This window comes from Mesorhizobium japonicum MAFF 303099, from assembly GCF_000009625.1.
Classification (GTDB): Bacteria; Pseudomonadota; Alphaproteobacteria; order Rhizobiales; family Rhizobiaceae; genus Mesorhizobium; species Mesorhizobium japonicum.
In genome coordinates this window covers 2,883,883-2,905,268 of record NC_002678.2, presented here as the reverse complement: position 1 = coordinate 2,905,268, position 21,386 = coordinate 2,883,883, and the positions used below count along the sequence as shown (strand labels likewise).

20 protein-coding genes and 1 tRNA gene are annotated in these 21,386 nt (G+C 63.5%); 16 read left to right on the top strand and 5 right to left on the bottom strand.

All coding sequences use genetic code 11. The annotated features are described in order from the left end of the window. The first annotated feature begins 178 nt into the window (after positions 1-178). From MAFF_RS15220 to MAFF_RS15165, 12 genes are all read left to right on the top strand, one after another. Positions 179-961: a DeoR/GlpR family DNA-binding transcription regulator gene (locus MAFF_RS15220; protein WP_044548359.1), complete on the top strand. Its 783-nt coding sequence runs from the start codon at positions 179-181 to the stop codon at positions 959-961. Further along, positions 958-2,337 carry a carbohydrate kinase gene (locus MAFF_RS15215; protein ID WP_010911806.1) on the top strand — a complete coding sequence of 460 codons (1,380 nt, stop codon included), beginning with the start codon at positions 958-960 and terminating at the stop codon, positions 2,335-2,337. The genes MAFF_RS15220 and MAFF_RS15215 overlap by 4 nt, the downstream gene beginning before the upstream one ends. Then, a complete protein-coding gene (locus MAFF_RS15210; protein ID WP_010911805.1) occupies positions 2,334-3,878 on the top strand; it encodes a sugar ABC transporter ATP-binding protein in 1,545 nt (514 codons plus the stop codon). The genes MAFF_RS15215 and MAFF_RS15210 overlap by 4 nt, the downstream gene beginning before the upstream one ends. Next, positions 3,875-4,867, top strand: a complete 993-nt coding sequence (locus MAFF_RS15205) for an ABC transporter permease subunit (RefSeq protein ID WP_010911804.1) — start codon at positions 3,875-3,877, stop codon at positions 4,865-4,867. The genes MAFF_RS15210 and MAFF_RS15205 overlap by 4 nt, the downstream gene beginning before the upstream one ends. 80 nt (positions 4,868-4,947) lie before the next feature. Continuing rightward, positions 4,948-5,886 carry an ABC transporter substrate-binding protein gene (locus MAFF_RS15200; RefSeq protein ID WP_032931897.1) on the top strand — a complete coding sequence of 313 codons (939 nt, stop codon included), beginning with the start codon at positions 4,948-4,950 and terminating at the stop codon, positions 5,884-5,886. A 69-nt stretch (positions 5,887-5,955) separates the two neighbouring features. Further along, a complete protein-coding gene (locus tag MAFF_RS15195; RefSeq protein ID WP_010911802.1) occupies positions 5,956-6,849 on the top strand; it encodes a sugar phosphate isomerase/epimerase family protein in 894 nt (297 codons plus the stop codon). Positions 6,850-6,987: 138 nt separating this feature from the next. Continuing rightward, positions 6,988-7,341 carry a cupin domain-containing protein gene (locus MAFF_RS15190; protein WP_010911801.1) on the top strand — a complete coding sequence of 118 codons (354 nt, stop codon included), beginning with the start codon at positions 6,988-6,990 and terminating at the stop codon, positions 7,339-7,341. A 147-nt stretch (positions 7,342-7,488) separates the two neighbouring features. After that, positions 7,489-8,415 (top strand): ArsR/SmtB family transcription factor, encoded by a 927-nt coding sequence (locus MAFF_RS15185; RefSeq protein ID WP_010911800.1) that lies wholly within the window; start codon positions 7,489-7,491, stop codon positions 8,413-8,415. A 104-nt stretch (positions 8,416-8,519) separates the two neighbouring features. Beyond that, positions 8,520-10,025, top strand: a complete 1,506-nt coding sequence (locus tag MAFF_RS15180) for an alpha-N-arabinofuranosidase (RefSeq protein WP_010911799.1) — start codon at positions 8,520-8,522, stop codon at positions 10,023-10,025. A 114-nt stretch (positions 10,026-10,139) separates the two neighbouring features. Then, positions 10,140-11,414 (top strand): extracellular solute-binding protein, encoded by a 1,275-nt coding sequence (locus MAFF_RS15175; protein ID WP_044548358.1) that lies wholly within the window; start codon positions 10,140-10,142, stop codon positions 11,412-11,414. Between the two features lie 59 nt (positions 11,415-11,473). Next, positions 11,474-12,358 (top strand): carbohydrate ABC transporter permease, encoded by an 885-nt coding sequence (locus MAFF_RS15170; RefSeq protein WP_044548357.1) that lies wholly within the window; start codon positions 11,474-11,476, stop codon positions 12,356-12,358. Continuing rightward, positions 12,355-13,197: a carbohydrate ABC transporter permease gene (locus tag MAFF_RS15165; protein ID WP_010911796.1), complete on the top strand. Its 843-nt coding sequence runs from the start codon at positions 12,355-12,357 to the stop codon at positions 13,195-13,197. The genes MAFF_RS15170 and MAFF_RS15165 overlap by 4 nt, the downstream gene beginning before the upstream one ends. 52 nt (positions 13,198-13,249) lie before the next feature. Here the strand turns inward: MAFF_RS15165 and MAFF_RS15160 are convergent, their stop codons facing one another. After that, positions 13,250-14,335: an ABC transporter ATP-binding protein gene (locus MAFF_RS15160; protein WP_010911795.1), complete on the bottom strand. Its 1,086-nt coding sequence runs from the start codon at positions 14,333-14,335 to the stop codon at positions 13,250-13,252. Positions 14,336-14,500: 165 nt separating this feature from the next. Here MAFF_RS15160 and MAFF_RS15155 point away from each other — a divergent pair, with 165 nt between their 5' ends. Further along, entirely contained in the window at positions 14,501-16,009 is a 1,509-nt protein-coding gene (locus MAFF_RS15155) for a multicopper oxidase family protein (RefSeq protein ID WP_010911794.1), read from the top strand. A gap of 6 nt (positions 16,010-16,015) precedes the next feature. After that, positions 16,016-16,450 carry a YqaA family protein gene (locus tag MAFF_RS15150; protein ID WP_010911793.1) on the top strand — a complete coding sequence of 145 codons (435 nt, stop codon included), beginning with the start codon at positions 16,016-16,018 and terminating at the stop codon, positions 16,448-16,450. A gap of 35 nt (positions 16,451-16,485) precedes the next feature. On the opposite strand, the gene MAFF_RS15145 is transcribed toward MAFF_RS15150, so the two are convergent. The 3 genes from MAFF_RS15145 to MAFF_RS15135 form a co-directional block, all read right to left on the bottom strand. Continuing rightward, positions 16,486-17,028 carry a cytochrome b gene (locus tag MAFF_RS15145; protein ID WP_010911792.1) on the bottom strand — a complete coding sequence of 181 codons (543 nt, stop codon included), beginning with the start codon at positions 17,026-17,028 and terminating at the stop codon, positions 16,486-16,488. A gap of 135 nt (positions 17,029-17,163) precedes the next feature. Next, positions 17,164-17,240 (bottom strand) — tRNA-Arg (locus tag MAFF_RS15140). A gap of 84 nt (positions 17,241-17,324) precedes the next feature. Further along, the gene (locus MAFF_RS15135) at positions 17,325-18,488 is read right to left on the bottom strand and encodes a M20 aminoacylase family protein (RefSeq protein WP_010911791.1); all 1,164 of its coding nucleotides are present in this window, start codon (positions 18,486-18,488) and stop codon (positions 17,325-17,327) included. A 253-nt stretch (positions 18,489-18,741) separates the two neighbouring features. Here MAFF_RS15135 and MAFF_RS15130 point away from each other — a divergent pair, with 253 nt between their 5' ends. Together MAFF_RS15130 and MAFF_RS15125 are read left to right on the top strand one after the other, a co-directional pair. Beyond that, complete coding sequence (locus MAFF_RS15130; RefSeq protein WP_010911789.1) at positions 18,742-19,911, top strand: D-alanyl-D-alanine carboxypeptidase family protein; 1,170 nt, start codon at positions 18,742-18,744, stop codon at positions 19,909-19,911. Between the two features lie 89 nt (positions 19,912-20,000). After that, entirely contained in the window at positions 20,001-21,128 is a 1,128-nt protein-coding gene (locus MAFF_RS15125) for a CobW family GTP-binding protein (RefSeq protein ID WP_010911788.1), read from the top strand. Positions 21,129-21,144: 16 nt separating this feature from the next. Here MAFF_RS15125 and MAFF_RS15120 read toward each other — a convergent pair whose 3' ends face one another. After that, entirely contained in the window at positions 21,145-21,384 is a 240-nt protein-coding gene (locus MAFF_RS15120) for a sulfurtransferase TusA family protein (protein WP_010911787.1), read from the bottom strand. Positions 21,385-21,386 lie beyond the last annotated feature (2 nt).

Here is a 21,386-nt window from a genome sequence, read left to right as displayed (position 1 = left end):
CCTTTCCTTCAACGTTTGCCCGGAATCCCGCCGCTGGGGCCGGTGTTGGCGCTGATATCGCAGATGCGAGCGACTTACGTCAACAGTGATCTACTATCATCAAAACTAGCTTGCAATCTGACTAATGTTGAGTAAGTTGCACCAACTGCCGTGGAAAATGGCACTTGGGAGGAATGAGTTGAGCGATTCCGGCCGCCAGCGTCAGATCGTCGAACTGCTGCGGGACCGCCCGTTCGCCTCGGTGCGCGAGCTGCAGGAGCGGCTTGGCGTTTCGGCGGCGACGGTCAGGCGCGACATCGACCGGATCGACGAGGCCGGCGAGGCGCGCAAGGTCTATGGCGGTATCTCCGCGCTCGACGGCGCATCGCATGCGGGCGTGGCCTATGCGCGGCCCTATGACGAGAACCGTGACCTCGCGGTCGAGGCCAAGCGGCAGATCGCGGCGATCGCGGCGACCATGGTGCGCGATGGCGACGCCGTCATCGTCCATGGCGGCTCGACCTGCTTCCATCTCGGCGTCAAGCTCGCTGAGCGCAACATCCGCCTCTACACCAATTCGATGCCGCTGGCGGCCTATCTCAGCGACCATGGCTATTGCAGCCTGACGGTTGCCGGCGGCGAGCTCCATCGCGAACCCGGCATTATCCATTCGCTGACCCAGGCCACGCCCTTCTACGCCTCGAAATTCTTTCTCGGCGCGCAGGGCCTCAACCAGGAAGGCGTGCTGGAATCGCATCCGCTGCTGGTGCGCTCCATTGTCGATCTCAGCCTCTGCGCCGACCAGATCGTGGTGCTGGCCGACAGCCGCAAACTGTCGATCCACGCGCGCAATGTCGCTCTGCCGCTGTCGCGCATCGGCACGCTGATCACCGACGACGGTCTTTCCGATGCCGATGCGCGCATGCTGGAAGATGCCGGCGTCATGGTGCGGATCGCGTCCACCTCGGGAGCCGTCCCGTGAAAGTGGCGGTACTCGATTTCGGCAAGACCAATTCGAAGCTGTTCGTCTTCGGCCAGGATGGAGGCATCCTTGACGAACGCCGGACCCAGCCGAAATGGACGCACCAGGACGGCTTCAGCGTGCTTGACGAGGCCGCCCTCCATGACTGGGCGCTCGGTGCCGTCACGGAGGCGGTCGAAAACCATGGCGTGGAAGGGGTGATGGTGTCGGGCCATGGCTGTACCTTTGCCCTTGTGGACGACGCGGCGCTGACGCATCCGATCCTCGACTACGAGCAGGAGCCGCCGGCCGAAATCGCTGCCCGGATCGATCACCGCATCCCGGATTTCGCCGAGACGTTCTCGCCCCGTCTGCCGCTTGGCTTCAACTATGGTCGACACATGCTGTGGGTCCAGGAGGTCGATCCCGATGCGTTCGCGGCGGCGAAATCGATCCTCGGCTACCCCCAATACTGGAGCTGGCGTCTCGGCGGCAGGCCGGTCTCAGAGGTGTCCTATCTCGGCTGCCATTCGCATTTGTGGGCGCCGCGCAGCCAAGACTTTTCATCATTGGTCGATGCCGAGGGGTGGCGCGGCCAGATGCCGGCCTTCGCACGCGCCGGCGCGGTCATCGGCGAACGGCGTCTCGGGAGCAGCTCGCGGCCGATCGCCATCCACAATGGCGTCCACGACTCCAATGCTGCGCTCCATGCCTATCGCCGCCAGGAGCTTGGCCCGCTGACTGTGGTGTCGACCGGCACCTGGGTCGTCGTGCTCAATCCCGGCTGCCCGCTGGACGTGCTCGACCGTGACCGCGACATGCTGGTCAATGTCGATGTCGACGGCGGCCCGGTGCCGACCATCCGCTTCATGGGCGGGCGCGAATTCGCCGCCATCAGCGCCGGCTGGCAAGGCGCGATCCCGCCTGGCGCGGTCCAGCAAGCGATCGATGCCGGCATCATGGCGCTGCCGAGCTTCGCGCCGGGCGGGCCGATGCCGGACCGCCCCGGCCGGCTGGTCGGGCGCACGCCCTATGCCGCAGAACGCGCCGCGGCGGCGCTGCTCTATGTGGCACTGATGGTCGATCTCTGCCTTGACCTCATCCAGTCTCAAGACACCGTCATCGTCGATGGCGGGCTGAACGCTGGCGGCCTGCTTGCCGGACTGCTGGCTGAGCTGCGTCCCGGCCAGGCCTTCCTGCAGGGCGCCACGCTGGAGGGCAGCGCCACGGGCGCGGCAGCACTAGCCTTCGAGAGCGTCGGGCGCGACTTCGTCGCCGAGGCGCCGGAGCCGGTGCATGCGGCACGCTTCGCCGGCCTTGCCGGCTATCGCGACGCCTGGCGCGATCGCGTTGGCGGGCAGGGCACCGCCATCAAGGCGGCGGGTGGTGCACGATGAGCGCGACGGCGCAGAAACAGGCAAGCAGCCATCCGGTGCTGGAGATGCGGCACATCTCCAAGACCTTCGGTGCGATCCGCGCCTTGCATGATGTTTCACTCACCGTCCATGCCGGGGAGCTGCATGCTCTTATGGGCGAGAACGGCGCCGGCAAGTCGACGCTGATGAAGGTGCTGTCGGGCGCCTATCGGCCGGATGCCGGCGGCGAGATCCTGATCGATGGCGCGCCCGCCGCAACCGGCGATCCGATCAAGGCGCGTGCCGCAGGTATCGCGGTGATCTATCAGGAGCTGTCGCTGGCGCCCAATCTGACGGTGGCGCAGAACATCTTCCTCGGCAACGAGCCGCGGCGGTTCGGCATTGTCGACCGCGATCAGTGCAACCGGCGGGCGAACGAAATCATCGCGCGGCTCGGCGTCTCCTTCTCGGCGCGTGCGCTGGTCTCCAGCCTGTCGCTCGGCGAGCGCCAGCTGGTCGAGATTGCGCGCGCGCTGTCGACCAATGCGCGCATCATCGTCATGGACGAGCCGACGACGTCGCTGACGTCGCGCGAGACCGATAGCCTGTTTGAAGTGATCGCGACGCTGAAGACGCAAGGCATCGCCATCATCTACATCAGCCATCGCATGGAAGAGGTCTACCAGCTCGCCGACCGTGTCAGCGTGCTGCGCGACAGCGGCTATGTCGGCACGCTGGAGCGCGCCGACCTCAACGCCTCGCGGCTGGTGTCGATGATGGTCGGCCGCGATCTCTCCGCCTTCTACAAGAAGGATCATCGTCCGCCGGACGCGAAGCGCGCCATCGCACTCTCGGTGCGCGGCATGTCCGACGGGCGCCTGCTGAAGAACTGCTCGTTCGACCTGCACAAGGGCGAGGTGCTGGCCCTGGCGGGCCTCGTCGGCTCCGGCCGCACCGAGCTCGCCCGGCTGATCTTCGGCGCCGACAGGCGCAGCGCCGGCACGCTGGAGCTCGACGGCAAACCGATCTCCATTGGCTCGCCGCGCGAAGCGCTCGACGCCGGCATTGCCTACCTGACCGAGGACCGCAAGGAACTCGGCCTGTTCCTCGACATGTCGATCTCCGACAACATCAGCATGGGCGTGCTGGCCAGGGACGCGCTGACCGGCGGATTGCGCGACTTCGGCGCCGCCGAAAGGCGCGCGGCAAAGGCGATCGCGGACCTGTCGATCCGCACCAGCTCGGCGCAGGCCAATGCCGGCTCGCTGTCGGGCGGCAACCAGCAGAAGGTGCTGCTCGCCCGGCTGCTGGAGACCGAGCCGAAAGTCGTCATCCTCGACGAGCCGACCCGCGGCGTCGATGTCGGCGCCAAGTCGGAAATCTACCGGCTGATCGACAACCTCGCCAACCGGGGCATCGCCATCCTGATGATCTCAAGCGAATTGCCCGAGGTGATCGGCGTCGCCGACCGCGTGCTGGTGATGCGCGACGGCGCCATAGCAGGCGAGGTGACGGCATCCGGAGGCGAGCCGCTGCGTCAGGAGGCGATCATGGAACTTGCGACGGGAGCGGCCCAGGAATGACCGACAGAACGACGACGAGCGTGGATCAGGCGGCGGTCAGGAGCCGGCGGCTGCGCACAGCCTTCGCGGCGCTCGGCATGCTGCCGGTGCTGGTGCTGCTGGCGGCGGGCTTCCAGTTCATCAATCCGCGCTTCCTCACCGAAACCAATCTGCTCATCGTCACGCAGCAATCGTCGATCAACATCGTGCTCGCCGCCGGCATGACCTTCGTCATCCTGACCGGCGGCATCGACCTGTCGGTCGGCTCCATCCTCGCCGCGTCGGCGATGGTGGCGGTGCTGGTGTCACTGGTGCCCGACTGGGGCCTGCTCGGCGTGCCGGCGGCCATCCTCGTCGGCCTCGGCTTCGGGCTCGTGAACGGGCTGCTCGTCGCCTATATCAGGCTGCCACCCTTCATCGTCACGCTGGGTTCGCTGACGGCCGTGCGCGGCGTTGCCCGCCTGCTCGGGCAGGACACGACGGTGTTCAATTCGGACCTGCCGTTCGACTTCATCGGCAATGGCTCGCTGTTCGGCATTCCCTGGCTGGTCGTCATCGCGCTGTCGGTGGTCGTGCTGTCCTGGCTGGTGCTCAAGCGCACCGTGCTCGGCGCCTGGATCTATGCGGTCGGCGGCAATGCCGAGGCGGCGCGGCTGACCGGCATCAAGGTGCCGCTGGTGCTGCTCTTCGTCTATGGCGTGTCCGGCCTGCTCGCCGGCCTCGGCGGCGCCATGTCGGCGGCAAGGCTTTACGCCGCCAACGGCCTGCAGCTTGGCCAGTCCTACGAGCTCGACGCCATCGCCGCCGTCATCCTCGGCGGCACCAGTTTCGTCGGCGGCGTCGGCTCGATCTGGGGCACGCTGATCGGCGGCCTGATCATCGCGGTTCTGTCCAACGGGCTCATCTTGGCCGGTGTCTCGGACATCTGGCAGTACATCATCAAGGGATTGGTCATCATCGTGGCGGTCGCCCTCGACCGCTACCGGCTCCAGGCAGGGGCGAGAACGTGAGTGACCTAGTCGCCGGCATCAAAGACCGGCTTGTGTAACGCACCGTGAGAGGCGCGGGGCATCAGGAGGAAGTAAGCGTAATGAAGACCATCGCCAAACTGCTCTGCGGCGCCGCGTTCGCGGCCGTCGCCATCGCGCCGGCATCGGCCAAGGACCTCAACAAGGTCGGCATCTCGGTCGGCCTGCTCGGCAACCCCTTCTTCGTAGCCACCATCAAGGGCATCGAGGACGCGGCCAAGAAGATCAATCCGAAGGTCGAGGTGACGTCGGTGTCGGCCGACTACGATCTCAACAAGCAGGTCTCGCAGGTCGATTCCTTCATCGCCGCGGGTGTCGACGTGATCATGCTCAACGCGGTCGACGCCAAGGCGATCGCGCCGGCGGTGAAGAAGGCACAGGCTGCCGGCATCATCGTTGCCGCCTTCGACGTCTCGGCGCCGGGCGCCGATGTCACCGTGATGACCAACAACGTCAAGGCCGGCGAGGAGGCCTGCCAGTATCTGGTCGATCACACCGGCGGCAAGGGCGACTACGTCATCCTCAACGGCCCGGCATCATCGTCGATCCTGGAGCGGGTCAAGGGCTGCAAGAACGTGCTTTCGCAGCATGCCGACATCAAGATCCTGTCCGACGACCAGAACGCCGAAGGTTCGCGTGACGGTGGCCTGAAAGTGTTCCAGTCGCTGCTCACCCGCTTCGACAAGATCGACGCGGTGTTCGCCATCAACGATCCGACGGCGATCGGCGCCCAGCTCGCCGCCAAGCAGCTCAACCGCTCCGAGTTCATCTTCACCGCGGTCGATGGCGCGCCCGATATCGAAAAGGAGCTTTCTTCCGGCTCCTCGATGATCAAGGCCTCGGCCTCGCAGGATCCCTATGTGATGGCCGGCCAGTCGCTGACGATGGCGGCGGAGCTGCTCGCCGGCAAGAAGCCGGCTGAGGCCACCGTGCTGCTCGATCCGAAGCTGATCACCGCCGAGAACCTGAAGGACTACAAGGGCTGGACCGCGGCCCGCTGATCACTCCAACAAGCGCGGCCGGATTTGTCCGGCCGCGTCTTTCTTCATCGCCGCAAACCGGAGACGATCATGGCGCGCATCGGAATCCATTCTTTTGTCTGGTCGGCAAGCTCCGCACAGAGCGAGCTTGAACGCACGCTGGCCAACACCAGGGAGGCCGGCTTCGACCTGATCGAATTCTCCTATCTCGACCCGGCCGATGTCGACATTGGCGGGCTTGCCAAACGCATCGCCGATCTCGGCCTCGGCGTGGCGATCAGCATCGGATTGCCTGGTGACGGCGACATATCGAGCGCCGACAAGGCGGTCGCCGCGCGGGGCGTCGAGATCCTCAACGAGACCGTCGCGCTGACGCGCGATCTTGGCGGCCGCAAGGTCGCCGGCATCCTGTCGGCCGGCCATGGCCTGCAGCTCGAAGCGCCGACGCGCGATCAATGGAGCCGCAGCACTGCTGCACTGGCGAAAGTTGCCGAGACGGCGAAGGCGGCCGGTGTCACGCTCAATCTCGAAATCGTCAACCGCTTCGAAAGCAATCTGCTCAACACCGCCGCGCAAGGTCTCGCCTTCATCGAGGATACCGGCTCGGACAACATCTTCCTGCATCTCGACACGTTCCACATGAACATCGAGGAGGCCGATGTCGGACTGGCCATCCGCCACGCCGCGGGCAAGATCGGCTATGTCCATATCGGCGAGAGCCATCGCGGTTTCCTCGGCACCGGCAATATCGACTTCGCAGCGATTTTCGATGCGCTGACCGCCGTCGGCTATGCCGACGATCTCAGCTTCGAATCCTTCTCGTCGGAGATCGTCGACGAGAACCTGTCGAAGAAGACTGCCATCTGGCGCAATCTGTGGGCCGACAACATGGCGCTCGCCAAGCACGCGCGCGCCTTCATCGGCCTTGGGCTGGAGACGGCGCGGCGCAAGGCGGAACTGGTCTCGGCCCGTCACAAGCCGTAGGCTCCGCGGGCGGCAGGTCTCTCCAGGCCGTGCTGTCTGGGTGCGTAAACGCCGCTCGTTGTCATCGCGCATGCATTGCCCCGGTCCCATGCATCGGCTATCCGACCTCTGCGACACATGAAGCAGAAGGAACCCGGCATGACGAACAAGACGATCCTTAAATTCGGCCCCGTCGAACACGCGGAAGCCGGCGACCTGCCTGGCTGGATCGTGGTCGAGGGCCACCCCACCATGCAAACCGCTGTCCAGCACACGACGGAGGACGGCAAGGTGATGTCGGGAACGTGGCGGGCGTCGCCCGGCACCTATCACGCGACCTACACCGACTATGAGTTCGTGCACATGATCGCCGGCCGCATCATCATCACGCCCGACGGCGGCACACCGGTCGAAGTCGGCCCTGGCGATGCTTTCGTGGTGGAAGCCGATTTCAAGGGAACCTGGAAGATCATCGAGCCGGTAACCAAGCATTTCGTCGTCCGGGTGGCCTGAACCGGCCGCCTCGGTTGTGCCAAGCTTGCAGGTCGGCAATGGGCCGACCTGCAAGTGGCGCGGACCACGTGGTTCAATTCGCAACGCCGCGGCTTTATTTGTATCTGATCTGCTGATACATAACCCGTATGACGAGTGCGGGGCCATATGTCGAATGAAATCATGGTTGTCGATCCGCTTGAGCGGCTCGATTTGTTGAAGAGCCTCGCGAGCGAGGTCCGGGTCCGGATTCTCGAACTGCTGCACCGCAAGGGGCCGAAAAACGTCAATCAAGTGGCCGAAGAACTGGGTCTTCCGCAATCGACGATTTCCGCGAACATCCAGGTTCTAGTCGATGTCGGTTTGATCGAGACGAAATCACAGAAGGCGCGCAAGGGAAGCCAGAAGGTCTGTTATTCGACCTTCTCCGAGTTGGTTGTCGTCTTCAAGGACCGCACTCCGGCGCAGGATCTCGGCGTCATAGAAGTGGCGATGCCGCTTGGACTTTACACAAGATGCGAAGTTTCCGCTCCCTGCGGCCTGTGTTCAAAGGACGGCGTCATCGGACTTCTCGATGTGCCCGACACTTTCCTCGATCCTGACCGTATGCGGGCCGGGCTGCTGTGGTTCACGCGCGGCTTCGTCGAATACCAGTTTCCCAACAATGCGACGCTTGCCAATGCCAAAGTCGGCGGACTGGAGCTGGCGATGGAGCTTTCGTCCGAAGTGCCGGGCACATCGAAGGACTGGCCATCGGACATCACGGTCGCGATCAACGGCCACGAGATAGATACCTGGACGGCGCCGGCCGACTACGGCGACAAGCGCGGCAAGCACACGCCCGGCTGGTGGAAGCTGGCCGGATCGCAGTATGGCGACCTCGCGCACTGGCGCGTCACCAACAACGGCACCTATCGCAACAACGACAAGGTTTCCAAATGCTCGCTGGCTGATCTGGAGCTCGAGCGGCACCGCTCGATCCGGATACGCATCGGCGTGAAGGAAGATGCGCGTCACCCCGGCGGCATAAACATCTTCGGCAGCGGCTTCGGCAATTACAGCAACGACATCGTTCTGCGCCTGCTGAAGGCTTGAGGGCGTGTTAGGCCCTTGACGGGCGGATGAACTCCGCTCTTAATTGATCCATGACCCGGATATAAATCGGATAGTCGGATTTATAATCCGCAGAGGGAGGGATCATGAAGGCCAGAGTCACGGCGAACGCGGCCTATGCCATCGCGGATATCGACAAACGTCTCTACGGCTCGTTTCTCGAGCACCTTGGCCGGGCGGTCTACACGGGCATCTACGAGCCCGGACATCCGCAAGCGGACGCAGAGGGGATGCGCAAGGACGTGATCGAGCTGGTGCGTGCGCTCGACACACCGATCTGCCGTTACCCGGGTGGCAACTTCGTGTCCGCCTACAATTGGGAGGACGGCATAGGCCCAAAGGAGAACCGCCCGCGGCGGCTCGATCTTGCCTGGCGCACCACGGAGCCGAACCTGGTTGGAATCCACGAATTCGCCGACTGGGCCGAAAAAGCCGGCACCGAGATGATGCTTGCGGTCAATCTCGGTTCCCGCGGCCTCGACGAGGCGCGGGCCTTCGTCGAATACGTCAACCACCCGGGCGGCAGCTACTGGTCCGACCTCAGGGCCACGAACGGACGCGCGCAACCCTGGAACTGCCGCCTCTGGTGTCTCGGCAATGAAATGGACGGTCCCTGGCAGGTCGGCCACAAGTCGGCGAGCGAATACGGCCATCTCGCCAACGAGACCGCCAAGGCGCTGCGCGGTCTCGACCCGACGGTGGAACTGGTCGTCTGCGGCTCGTCGCATTCCAATATGCCGACCTATCCGCAGTGGGAAGCGACCGTGCTGGAGGCGACCTACGAGCAGGTCGACTACATCTCCCTGCACATGTATTTCGAGAATTACGAGAAGAATACGTCCGAATATCTCGCTCTTCCGGCCAAGCTCGACCGCTACATTGGCACGGTCGCGGGTATCATCGACTATGTGAAGGCAAAGACCCGCTCAAAGCGGGACGTGAAGATCTCCTTCGATGAGTGGAACGTCTGGTACCATCAGCGCAAGCAGGACGCCGAGCGCATGCGCGGCTGGGACTGGCCGGAAGCGCCCAGGCTTTTGGAAGACATCTACAATTTCGAGGACGTGCTGCAGGTCGGCTGCATCATCAACACCTTCATCCGCCGGTCGGACGTTGTTCGCATCGCCTGCATTGCGCAGCTGGTGAACGTTATCGCGCCGATCATGACCGATCCCGGCGGCGGCGCCTGGCGGCAGACGATCTACTGGCCTTTCATGCTGGCCTCCAGGCACGGCCGCGGCACCGCGCTGCAGCTCGCGGTCGAGGTGCCTACTTATGACGCGGCCGCGGCCGACAAGGTGCCATGGCTCGACATCGCAGGTGTGCACGATTCGAATGCCGGCACGCTGACCTTCTTCGCCATCAACCGGCATGGGGCCGAGACGATAGAGGCCGATGTCGCCCTCGAGCGGTTCGCCGCCAAGTCCATCGAGCATACGATCATCCGTCATGACGATCTCGGGGCCTGCAACACCAAGGACGCGCCGGACACCGTATCGCCGGTCAAGGGCAACGGGGCAGCGCTCAGCAGCAAGGGAATGACGCTGAACTTGCCGCCGCACTCCTACTCGATGGTGCGCGTGACGCTCTGAGTTAATATCCGACTATCTGATATATACCGTAAAATCCGTTGCAGGCGGTTTGGTTTGGTGTAGCATTGAAACGTTCAAGGCGGATCTAACCGCCGTACTCGGGAGGAAGCTGAGATGAACTTTCGCAGGATGATGGCTATAGCGGTGGTTGCGGCCGGAGGATTTTGGGCCGTCGCGGCCCAGGCCGAGGAAACCGTCGCATGGTGGGATTTCCTCGGCGGCGGTGACGGCGTGCGCATGAAGCAGATGATCTCCGACTTCAACGCCGCCCACGTCGGCAAGATCAAGATCGACGCCACGACGCTGGAGTGGGGCACGCCCTTCTACGCGAAGGTGCAGACCTCGGCCGCGGTCGGTGAGGCGCCGGACGTCATGACCTATCATGCAAGCCGCATCCCCCTGGCGGTGAGCCAGGACCTTCTCGAAGAAATCACCGCCGACGACATGAGCAAGATGGGCCTTTCGGCTTCGGACTTCGCCCAGACGACGATGGGCGCCGTCACGGTCGACGGCAAACAATACGCAGTGCCGCTCGATACCCATCCAATCGTCCTGTACTACAATCGCGTCCTCCTGAAGAAGGCAGGCGTGCTCGGCGACGACGGCCGTCCGGTGGGCATGAAAAACAAGGAGGAATTCACCGCGACACTGCAGAAGTTGAAGGATGCCGGCGTCGAATTCCCGTTGGGCAGCGTCACCGCCGACGGCAACTTCATGTACCGCACCATTTATTCGCTGGTGTGCCAGCAAGGCGGCGAGCTTCTGACGGGTAACGAGTTCCTCGCCGGCGACAACGGCAAGAAGCTGGCCAACGCCTTGGCGGTTCTGCAAGGGTGGACGAAGGCCGGGCTGCAGTCGACCTATACCGACTATCCCGCAACCGTCGCCCTGTTCACCTCGGGCAAGGCGGCAATGATGATCAACGGCGTCTGGGAAGTTCCCACGATGACCGACCTCGCCAAGCAAGGCAAGCTGTTCGACTGGGGCGCCGTCGAGATCCCGGTGATCTTCGACAAACCATGCACCTATGCGGACAGCCATTCGTTCGCGATCCCGAAGAACAAGGGCAAGGAGATCAGCCCGGAAAAGCGTGCCGCCGTTCTCGAGGTGATCTCATGGATCGACAAGCACTCGCTGTTCTGGGCCACGGCAGGCCACATCCCGGCATACAAGCCAGTCACCGAGACGGCCGAATATAAGGCAATGCAGCCCAATGCGACCTACTCGACGCTGACGGCCAACATGATCTTCGATCCGAAGTCGACCAAGGCTGGTGTCGCCGGGCCGATCTTCGACATCATGTCCAATTATTTCGTGCCGACCCTCAACGGCGAGATGGACCCGGGCGAGGCGGTGAAATCCATCAAGGAAGAGTTGAACAGCATGTAAGGCTCAAGGCTGGGGCCGTCCTGCCCAGGGCAGCCCCGGCCGTGTTTCGAGGAAGAGCCATGCTTCGCAACTCCCGCACTGAACGTCTTGTCGCACTGGTGCTGGTCGCTCCCTTCCTGGCGATCTACCTGCTGGCGTTTGTCTATCCGACAGTTCAGATGTTTCGCATCTCCTTCACCGATGCGCCGCTGATCGGCGCGGGGCGGTGGGTTGGCCTCGACAACTACCTGCGGCTCGACAACGACCCGATGTTCCGGCGCGCGGTCTGGAACACCGCGTACTTCGTGCTGATGACAGTCGTCCCCGGGACGCTCATCGCCCTGTTGATCTCGCTTGGCGTTTCACGCCTCCAGGGCCGGTTCCAGGCGATCGTGCTGGCGCTGTTCTTCCTGCCCTATATCCTGCCGGTGTCGGTCGTCTATCTGATCTGGGACTGGACGCTGAATTTCCAGTTCGGGATCGCCATGCACGTGCTGGACTGGCTGGGAATCCCGCGCGTACCTGTCTTCAAGTCGCGCGTCTGGTTCTTGCCGGCGGTCGCCGGGGTGACGATCTGGTGGACCGCGGGCTTCTCGATCCTGCTCTTCCTCGCCGGACTGCGGTCCATACCAGCGGAAATCTACGAAGCCGCCGCACTCGACAACTCGACGCGATGGACGACGTTCCGGCGTATCACCTGGCCGCTGCTATGGCCGATCACCTCGCTGGTATTCACCATCCAGCTCATCCTACAGCTCAAGATCTTCGATCAGGTCTATCTGTTCTCGATCGGCGGCCGGCCCAACGACAATATGGTGCTCGTCTATTACATCTTCCAGAAGGCCTTCCAGCAGAACCAGGGCGGCAGGGCGGCGGCTGTCGCCGTCACCCTCTTCGTGCTCGTGGTGGTCGTCTCGGTCCTGCAATTCCAACTGCTCCGGTTCGCCGAAAGGCGGCGCCGATGAACGCCGTGGCTGCGCAACGCTGGAACTTCTGGGGCGGGATCATCACGGCACTGACGCTCGTCTGGGCCATCCTATGGGCGTTCCCGCTCTATTGGGGTGTGATCTCATCGCTCAAGCCGGACGACGAGGTCATCCGGCCTTACATCGAACTCTGGCCCGAGACGCCGACGCTGGAGAACTACATTAGCGCCCTGACCACCACACAGATCGGCGCCTGGTACGTCAATTCGGTGGCGGTAGCGGTCGGCGTAACGGTCATCACCATCTTCATCTCGATGCTGTGCGGCTATGCGATCTCGCAATTGCGGTTCCCGGGACGCATCGCGCTATGGTGGCTGATCCTCGCCTCCTTCATGGTGCCGACTTCGGCGCTTATCATCAATCATTTCGTGCTGGTCGCGAACCTTGGCCTGCTCAACAGCTGGGCCGGAATCATGTTGCCGCAGCTTATCCACCCCGTCATCATCATCGTGTACAAGCAGTTCTTCGATCAGGTCCCCAAGGACTTCCGCGAGGCCGCGGTCATGGACAATGCATCCGAGTTCGGAATCCTCTTCAAGATCTACATGCCGATGAACTGGGGGGTGACGACGGCGCTGTCGATCGTCTGCTTCATCTGGACGTGGAATGCGTTCTTGTGGCCGTTCCTCTCGGTGACCCGCACCGAGATGATGACGATCACCGTCGGCATCACGCAGGTCAATGATGCCTTCGGTGTCTACTACGCGCGCCAGCTGTCGGCAGCCGTGCTGGCCGGCCTGCCGGTGGCACTAGCCTACCTCTTCTTCCAGCGCCGGGTAACCGAAGCGATAACGCTCTCGGCAGGCATCAAGGGCTAAGGCGCCCGCAAGTGCACCGCAATGCCGGAGGGCACGACCTCGCTCGGCAGGTTCAGGCCCCGTCAGCGCCCGCGTGCCAGGCCGATCCATCCGCGGCGAAGAGATGCAGGGCCGTGGTGTCGAACTTCAGCCGAACGGCGTCGCCCGGTTTGACGCTAGAAAGCCCGCGATCCTGTGCCGTCACCTGCGTCCCATCCGCGAGCCGCGCATAGACCAGCGTTCGCTCGCCAAGGCGCTCGACAACGGTGGCCGTGGCGGATGCTTCATTGCCCTCGGCGACGACAGTCAGCGATTCCGGCCGCACGCCGAGTTCGCGCCAATCCATGTTGACCGGCGCGCCGGGAAGTTCGACGAGCGATCCATCCGTCAAGCGCGCATTGAGCCTGTCGCCCGAGCCCGAAACCGTGACAGGCAGAATGTTCATCGCCGGAGATCCGACGAAGGTCGCGACGAATCGCGACGCCGGACGTGCATAGACATCGACGGGTCTTCCCATCTGCTCTATCCGGCAATTGTTGAGGATCACAATGCGGTCGGCGAGCGTCATCGCTTCCACCTGGTCGTGGGTGACGTAGATCATCGTCGATTTCAAGCGCTGATGCAGTTCGGCGAGCTCGACGCGTGTGCGGGCTCGAAGCGCTGCGTCCAGATTGGAGAGTGGCTCGTCGAACAGGAATGCCTTGGGCTCCTTGACGATCGCGCGCCCGATGGCCACGCGCTGGCGCTGCCCGCCTGAGAGCTGCGACGGCCGCCGCTGGAGCAGCGCTTCGATCTCCAGGATACGCGCGGCCTCGGCGATCCGCTGGCGTATGATATCCGGCGCGACCCGAATGTTCCGCAGCCCGAAGGCCATGTTCTCCGCGACCGTCATATGCGGGTAAAGCGCATAGTTCTGGAAGACCATCGCAACGTTGCGCCTGCCCGGCGCAAGGTTCTCCGAGCGCACCCCGTCGATCGTCAACGTGCCTTGGTCAATGCTTTCGAGGCCGGCGATCATCCGCAGCAGCGTCGTCTTGCCGGAACCGGACGGACCGAGAAACACGACCAGTTCTCCCGGCTCGATGTCCAGGCTCACGTCGCGGATCACTTCGACTGCGCCAAAGTGCTTCGATACGCCCGAAAGCGCGATTCCCGTCATGCCTGCGATCCTTCTTTCCTACATAATTTCGGATAAATACCCGATGTCAAGGAACTATGGACACCGAACCGATCAGGCGGCCCAAACGCCGCATTGACCTGGCCGGCCATCGGCAGTCTCCTAGGGGCGCCCTTGGTGTTCAACGCCTGATCGAGGAAATGACAGATGCATCGGCGAGGTTTTCTGGCGGCAGGTCTTGCGGCGGTTCTTGTGAGCGAGCGCGCCGTTGCCCAGATGAAGATGGACGACATGCCGGGCATGGATATGGGCGGTCACGCGGGCCACGACATGGGCGCCGCGCCGCAAGGCACGGTCGTTGTGCCCGAGGGCGAGGTGTTGCGCGAATTGCCCCTGCTGGCGAACGAAGCCAGCAGGCCGGGTCTGTTCAAGGCGACGCTGACGGCCGGGTCCGCTACGGCGCGTTTTGCGAAGGGACTGGACACGCCGATCCTCGCTTACAACGGCACCAGCCCCGGGCCGCTGATCGAGGCAGTCGAGGGCGACCGCGTCGAAATCACCTTCGCCAACCGGATCGCGAACGAGGCAAGCACCATCCACTGGCACGGCATGCCGGTGCCGGCCGATCAGGACGGCAACCCAATGGACCCGGTCGCCACCGGCACCGATCGTACCTACAGTTTCGATCTGCCGGAAGCCAGCGCCGGCTCTTATTGGTATCACCCGCATCCGCACGGCAAGACCGCCGAGCAGGTCTATCGTGGCCTTGCCGGCGCGTTCGTGGTTAAGCCGAAGGCCGATCCGATCCCGGCCGCCTATGGCGATACCGTGCTGGTGTTCACCGACCTGCGCCTTGCGGCCGATGGCACCTTGCCCGACAACACGATGACGGACCTGATGAACGGGCGCGTCGGCGACCATGTGCTGGTCAACGGCCAAAAGAATCCCACACTGACGGTGCCCTTTGGCGCGAAGCGGCGCTTCCGGTTCTACAATGCGACCAACGCGCGCTTTCTGCGGCTCTCCTTCGACGGCGCGTCGATGACAATCATCGGAACGGATGGCGGTCTGCTAGAAGCCCCGGTCGCGGCCGGCGACATCCTGCTCAGCCCGGCGGAACGGCTTGAACTGGTCGTCTCGTTCGATAAGCCCGGCGCGGCCGCGCTTACGACGCTCGACTATGACCGCGGCTGGATGGGTCCCGGGCGACCAGCCGATGCCGGACTGACGCTGCTGACGGTCAATGTTTCGCAGACCGAGGCGGACCCTGTTCCGCCACTGCCCGACAGGCTGCGGCCGATCGCACAACTCGGCGCCCCGGCCGTCAGCCGCCGCTTCGTCTTCACCGAAACCATGGCCATGAACGCCAGCGGCATGGAGATGGGCTTCCTGATCAACGGCGCCGCCTTCGACATGCAGCGCATCGACGTCGTCGCCAAGGCTGGGCAGGTCGAACTCTGGGAGATCGTCAACGAGGCGGACATGGATCATCCATTCCATGTGCACGGGACGCAGTTCCAGGTGGTCGAGCACGAACGCGGCGGCAACATATCAAAGCCGGCCTATCGCGCCTGGAAAGACACCGTCAATGTCGCGCGCGGGGAGGCGGTGCGGCTGCTGCTTCGGCAGGACCGGCCGGGGCCGAGGATGTATCACTGCCACATCCTCGAGCACGAGCAGCTCGGCATGATGGGCGTAGTCGACGTGCAGGCATAGTCCGGCGTGGTGGCGCTCTATGGCGCATTGTTCATCAGTGCCTTCCTCGCCGCAACCGTCCTGCCGGTTTCGTCGGAGGCTGTGCTCGCTGGCATGATCGTCTCCGGCCGCGGTGACCCTTGGCTGCTCCTTACCGTCGCCACGATCGGCAACACGCTCGGCTCCGTGGTGAACTGGGTTCTGGGGCGTGGCATTGACGGGCTGCGCAACAGGCGCTGGTTTCCAGTCACTGCCGATCGCTATGAGCAGGCATGCCGAACGTTCCGTCGCTTTGGCGAATGGACGCTGTTGTTTGCCTGGCTGCCGGTCGTCGGAGATGCTCTTACCCTTGCCGCGGGCGCCGCACGCGTGAACCTAGCGGTGTTCGTCGCTCTTGTCGCGACAGGCAAGGCCGCACGCTATGCGGTGATCGTCGCGGGAGGATTGTGGGCGACGGCGTGAGCCATCGTCCACATCGTCGACCGCAAGCAGCATTTTCATTCGCGCGGGGCCGTTCTTGGCCGGCCGAAGACCATGCTTCGCATGACGCCATCGCGCAACAGCACCAAATGCACCATGGCGGCCAGGACGTGAATGCCGACAAGTCCAAGCATTATCCAGACCAGTTTCTGATGCACGAACGCGAAACCCCTTGCCGACAGCGCGCCAACGGATGGCGCCAGCGGCACGGGCAAGGTTCCGAAAAGCCGTGCGGGAGGCATGAAAGGCATTGGCCGGTAGCCCAGCCATCCCGTTATCAGGACGGCGAGGATCGTGACATAGAGAAACATGTGGAAGAAAGCCGTCGCGAACCGCACGAACCGTGAGGTTGGCCTGACAGGGGCCTGGGTGAAGCTGCGCCAGCAAAGCCTGAGGACGATGACGGCCAGGATCGTCACGCCGATCGACATGTGAAGCGGCAGCCAGTTCATCATCGTCATGCCCGGCCCCCGCATCGGCCCGAAGGCAATGGCGATTTGCGCCGCGAATGCGGCCACGGTCAGCCAATGCAGCAGACGAATACCGAAATGCCAATGCAAGCGAGGTTTCCCGCTCACCTTCGCGGCCCGGCGTTCATCAAGGGTGCGCATGAGGGCGTGATGTCTTCGTCCTCTTCAACGGGCCTGATTTCGCAAAGAGGTACAGTACTTCTTCGCCAAGCTCTTGAAAATGCATGGTGATCCCGACAGGAATCGAACCTGTGACCTACAGATTAGGAATCTGCCGCTCTATCCTACTGAGCTACGGGACCACGCGGCCCGACACATAGCCGCTTCGGACCGTTTCGCCAAGAGGCCGGCCGTATGCAATTGGCCGGCCCCTTGGGCGGTGCTCATCAGGCGGCCAGCGCGGTTTCCGCCAGCTTCACCCAGTAGCTCATGCCGTGCGGGATGGCCTCGTCGTTGAAATCGTAGGCCGGGTTGTGAAGGCCGGCGGTGTCACCATTGCCGATGAAGATAAAGGCGCCGGGGCGGGCCTCCAGCATGTAGGAGAAATCCTCGCCGCCCATCACCGGCTGGATGCCGCGGTGGACATAGGCGTCTCCGGCGACATTGGCCGCGATATCGCTGGCAAACACCGTCTCTTCGGCGTGATTGAAGGTGACGGGGTAATTTGCCTGGTAGTCGACCTCGATCTTGGCGCCGAAAGCGGTCGCCAGGCCGTCGCAGATGGTGCGGATGCACTCTTCGGATTTCTTGGCGATCTCCTTGCGCAAGGTGCGCACGGTGCCGGCGATCTCGGCCGATTCCGGGATGATGTTGTAGGCGTCGCCGGCATGAAACTTGGTCACCGAGACCACCACGGCCTCGACCGGATCGGTGCTGCGCGAGGCGATCGTCTGCAGCGCGCCGACCAGTTGGCTGGTGATGACGATCGGATCGATCGTGCCGTGCGGCATCGCGGCATGGCCGCCCCGACCTTTAACGGTGATGGTGAATTCGGCCGTTGCCGCCATGATCGGACCCGGGCGGATGGCGAACTGGCCGACGGGCAAGCCCGGCATGTTGTGCATGCCGAACACTTTGGAGATGTCGAAACGCTCCATCATGCCGTCCTTGACCATTTCATTGCCGCCGCCGCCGCCTTCCTCCGCCGGCTGGAAGATCACCGCCACGGAGCCGGCAAAATTGCGCGTCTCGGCGAGATATTTCGCGGCCCCCAAAAGCATCGCCGTGTGGCCGTCATGTCCGCATGCGTGCATCTTGCCGGGGACGGTCGAGGCATAGGGCTTTCCGGTGATTTCGTTGAGCGGCAGCGCATCCATGTCGGCGCGCAGGCCGATGGTGGCGCCTTCGCCCTGGCGGCCGCGGATGATGCCGACGACGCCGGTCTTGCCGAGGCCGGTGACCACATCGTCGCAACCGAACTCTTTCAGCTTTTCGGTGACGAAAGCCGCCGTCTTGAAGACATCGAAGTTCAGCTCCGGCGTTTGGTGCAGATGCCGGCGCCAGCCGGCGACTTCGTCCTGCATTTCAGCGGCGCGGTTCAGGATTGGCATGATGGTTCCATTCGTTGTTGGAGCAGCCGGCTTCAGCCTGGTGTTTTGCAATTGTGCCCGGGGTTTTGCAATTGCGCCGGGGTTTTGGAATTGTGATTGTCAGGCACTTTGCCATGTTGGCGTCACATAGGGTAAATAGCACCGCACCGATGTGGTCCGTTTTTGAGGGGCGGACTCATTGTGCTGGCGGTCGCGTAACGAAATCTTACGGAGCCAGGGGCAATCAGGGCAAGAGGCGATTTCGGATTAGATCATGCGGCACAGGCATTTCCTCAAACTATTCTCGGCTGGCGCAATCATGCTGTCGGTCCTGGCCGGGTCGGCGCTGGCCAATCCGGTGGTTGTCTTCGACCTGAAGAACGGCCAGATCCTGCAGCACCAGGATGCCTTCAAACGCTGGTATCCGGCCTCGCTTAGCAAGCTGATGACCGCCTACGTGACTTTCCGGGCGATCGCTGCCGGCGAGGTCCAGCTCGATTCGCCAATCAAGGTGACCAAGCATTCCGCCGGCGAGCCGCCAAGCAAGATGGGGTTCAAGCCGGGCTCGGTCATGCGGCTCGACAATGCGCTGAAGATGATGCTTGTCAAATCGGCCAATGACATCGCCATGGCGGTCGGTGAGAATGTCGGCGGCTCGCAGGCCGCCTTCGCCGAAAGGATGAATGCCGAAGCGGCGCGGCTCGGCATGAACGGCACCCATTTCGTCAATCCGAACGGCCTCTACTCGCCCGACCAGTACACGACGGCGCGCGACCTTTCGGTCCTGGTGATGGCGATCCGCCGCGAGTTCCCGCAATATGCGCCATGGTTCTCGATCGAAGGTCTTGCGGTCGGCAAGAAGGCCATTCCGAACTACAATCTCCTGATCGGCCGCTATCCCGGCGCAGACGGCATGAAGACAGGCTTCGTCTGTCCTTCCGGCTTCAACATGATTGGTTCGGCGACGCGCAACGGCCGCACGCTGGTCGCGGTTGTGCTCGGCGAGAAGTCGGCGGTCAGCCGTGCCGAGGCCGCGGCAAAACTGCTCGACCAGGGGTTTGACACGCCCACGGCCGGTTCGGCCACCGTCGCCACACTGGCGCCCTATGGCGACACGGTCTCGCCCAACGACATGCATGACGAGATCTGCAAGAAGAAGAAAACGTCGGAGGAGCAGTCCGAGGCGCCGCCTGCGGCTGCCGCCAAGGACGCGCCGAAATCGCCCTATCAGGAAAAGCTCGACCATGTGCCGACGCTGGTTGCCGTCGGCCTCGGCGGCGCCACCGGTCCGGCGCCGAAGGCGATGCTCGACCAGGGTGGCCAGGAATATGCTGACGTGCCGATCCCGAACTGGCGGCCCGATCAGCCGGCGCCGACCGGCGCCGGTCCGGCCGTTGCCGGTTCCGCCGCGCAAGGCGACCAGCCGGTCAAGGTCGCGAACTAGAGCATGATCCCGAACCGAAGGTCCGCGTCAGCGAAACTTGGAATCCGGTTTTCGGAAAAGATCATGCTCAAACAAAGAGACAGAGCCCGATGAATGGGTTCCCGATTCCCGTCTCGGTGCTGACCGGCTTCCTCGGCGCTGGCAAGACCACGCTGCTCAATCGGCTGCTGAAAGACCCGGTGCTGGCCGACACCGCGGTCATCATCAACGAGTATGGCGAGGTGGCGATCGACCATCTGCTGGTCGAGCAGGCTTCCGACGGCATCATCCAGCTTTCCGACGGCTGCCTGTGCTGCACCGTGCGCGGCGAACTGGTCGACACGCTGGCCGATCTGGTCGACCGGCTGCAGACCGGCCGTATCGCCCGTCTCGCCCGCGTCATCGTCGAGACCACGGGGCTGGCCGACCCGGCGCCGGTGCTGCAGTCGATCATGGCGCATCCGGCGCTTGTCCAGGCTTTTCGGCTCGACGGCGTCATCGCGCTGGTCGATGCGGTCAATGGCAATGCCACGCTCGACGCTCATGTCGAGGCAGTCAAGCAGGTCGCCGTCGCCGACCGCATCGTGCTGAGCAAGGTCGACCTGGTGACCGATACCGGCGATCTCGACACGCTGCGGGCGCGCCTGCGGCAGATCAATCCGGGCGCCGAACTGCTTGATGCCGGCCATTTAACAACCGGCGTGGCGGCGCTGTTTGATTGCGGCCTCTACAACCCCGCCACCAAATCCGCCGATGTGCGCCGCTGGCTCGGCGAGGAAGCGGCGCACGACCATGCCCACGGCCATCACCATGACGGTCATGACCACGGGCATGACCACGATCACAGTCATGATCATGGCCATCGCCACGATTCCCGCGTGCGCTCCTATTCGCTGGTCCATGACGGTCCGGTGCCGTTTTCAGCGATAGAAATGTTCCTCGACCTGTTGCGTTCGACGCATGGCGAGAAGCTGCTGCGCATGAAGGGCGTGATCGAACTCAGCGAAGATCCGTCACGCCCGCTGGTCATCCACGGCGTGCAGAAGATCCTGCATCCGCCGGCAAGGCTGCCCGCCTGGCCGGACGGCCAGCGCGGCACGCGGCTGGTGCTGATCACGCTCGATATGCCGGAAGACTATGTGCGCCGGCTGTTCGCCGCCTTCACCAACCGGCCGTCGATCGACACACCCGACCGCGCGGCATTGGAAAACAACCCGCTGGCGATTGCCGGACGATAGCGTTTTGCATCGAAATTCAGACGGTCTCGCCGCGCTCGACCAGGAACCGGTGGCCGCCTGATACCGCCGCTGTTTCAACCAGCTGGTGGCCGGCATCCGAGCAAAAGGCGGGAATATCGATGACGGCGAGGGGATCGGTGGTCTCGAGCCAGAGACGGCTGCCCGGCTGCATTCCCGCCAGCCGCTTCTTTGCCTTCAGCACCGGCAAAGGGCAGTTCAGCCCTTTCAGGTCGTAGATAGCGGTATCCCCGGCCAAGA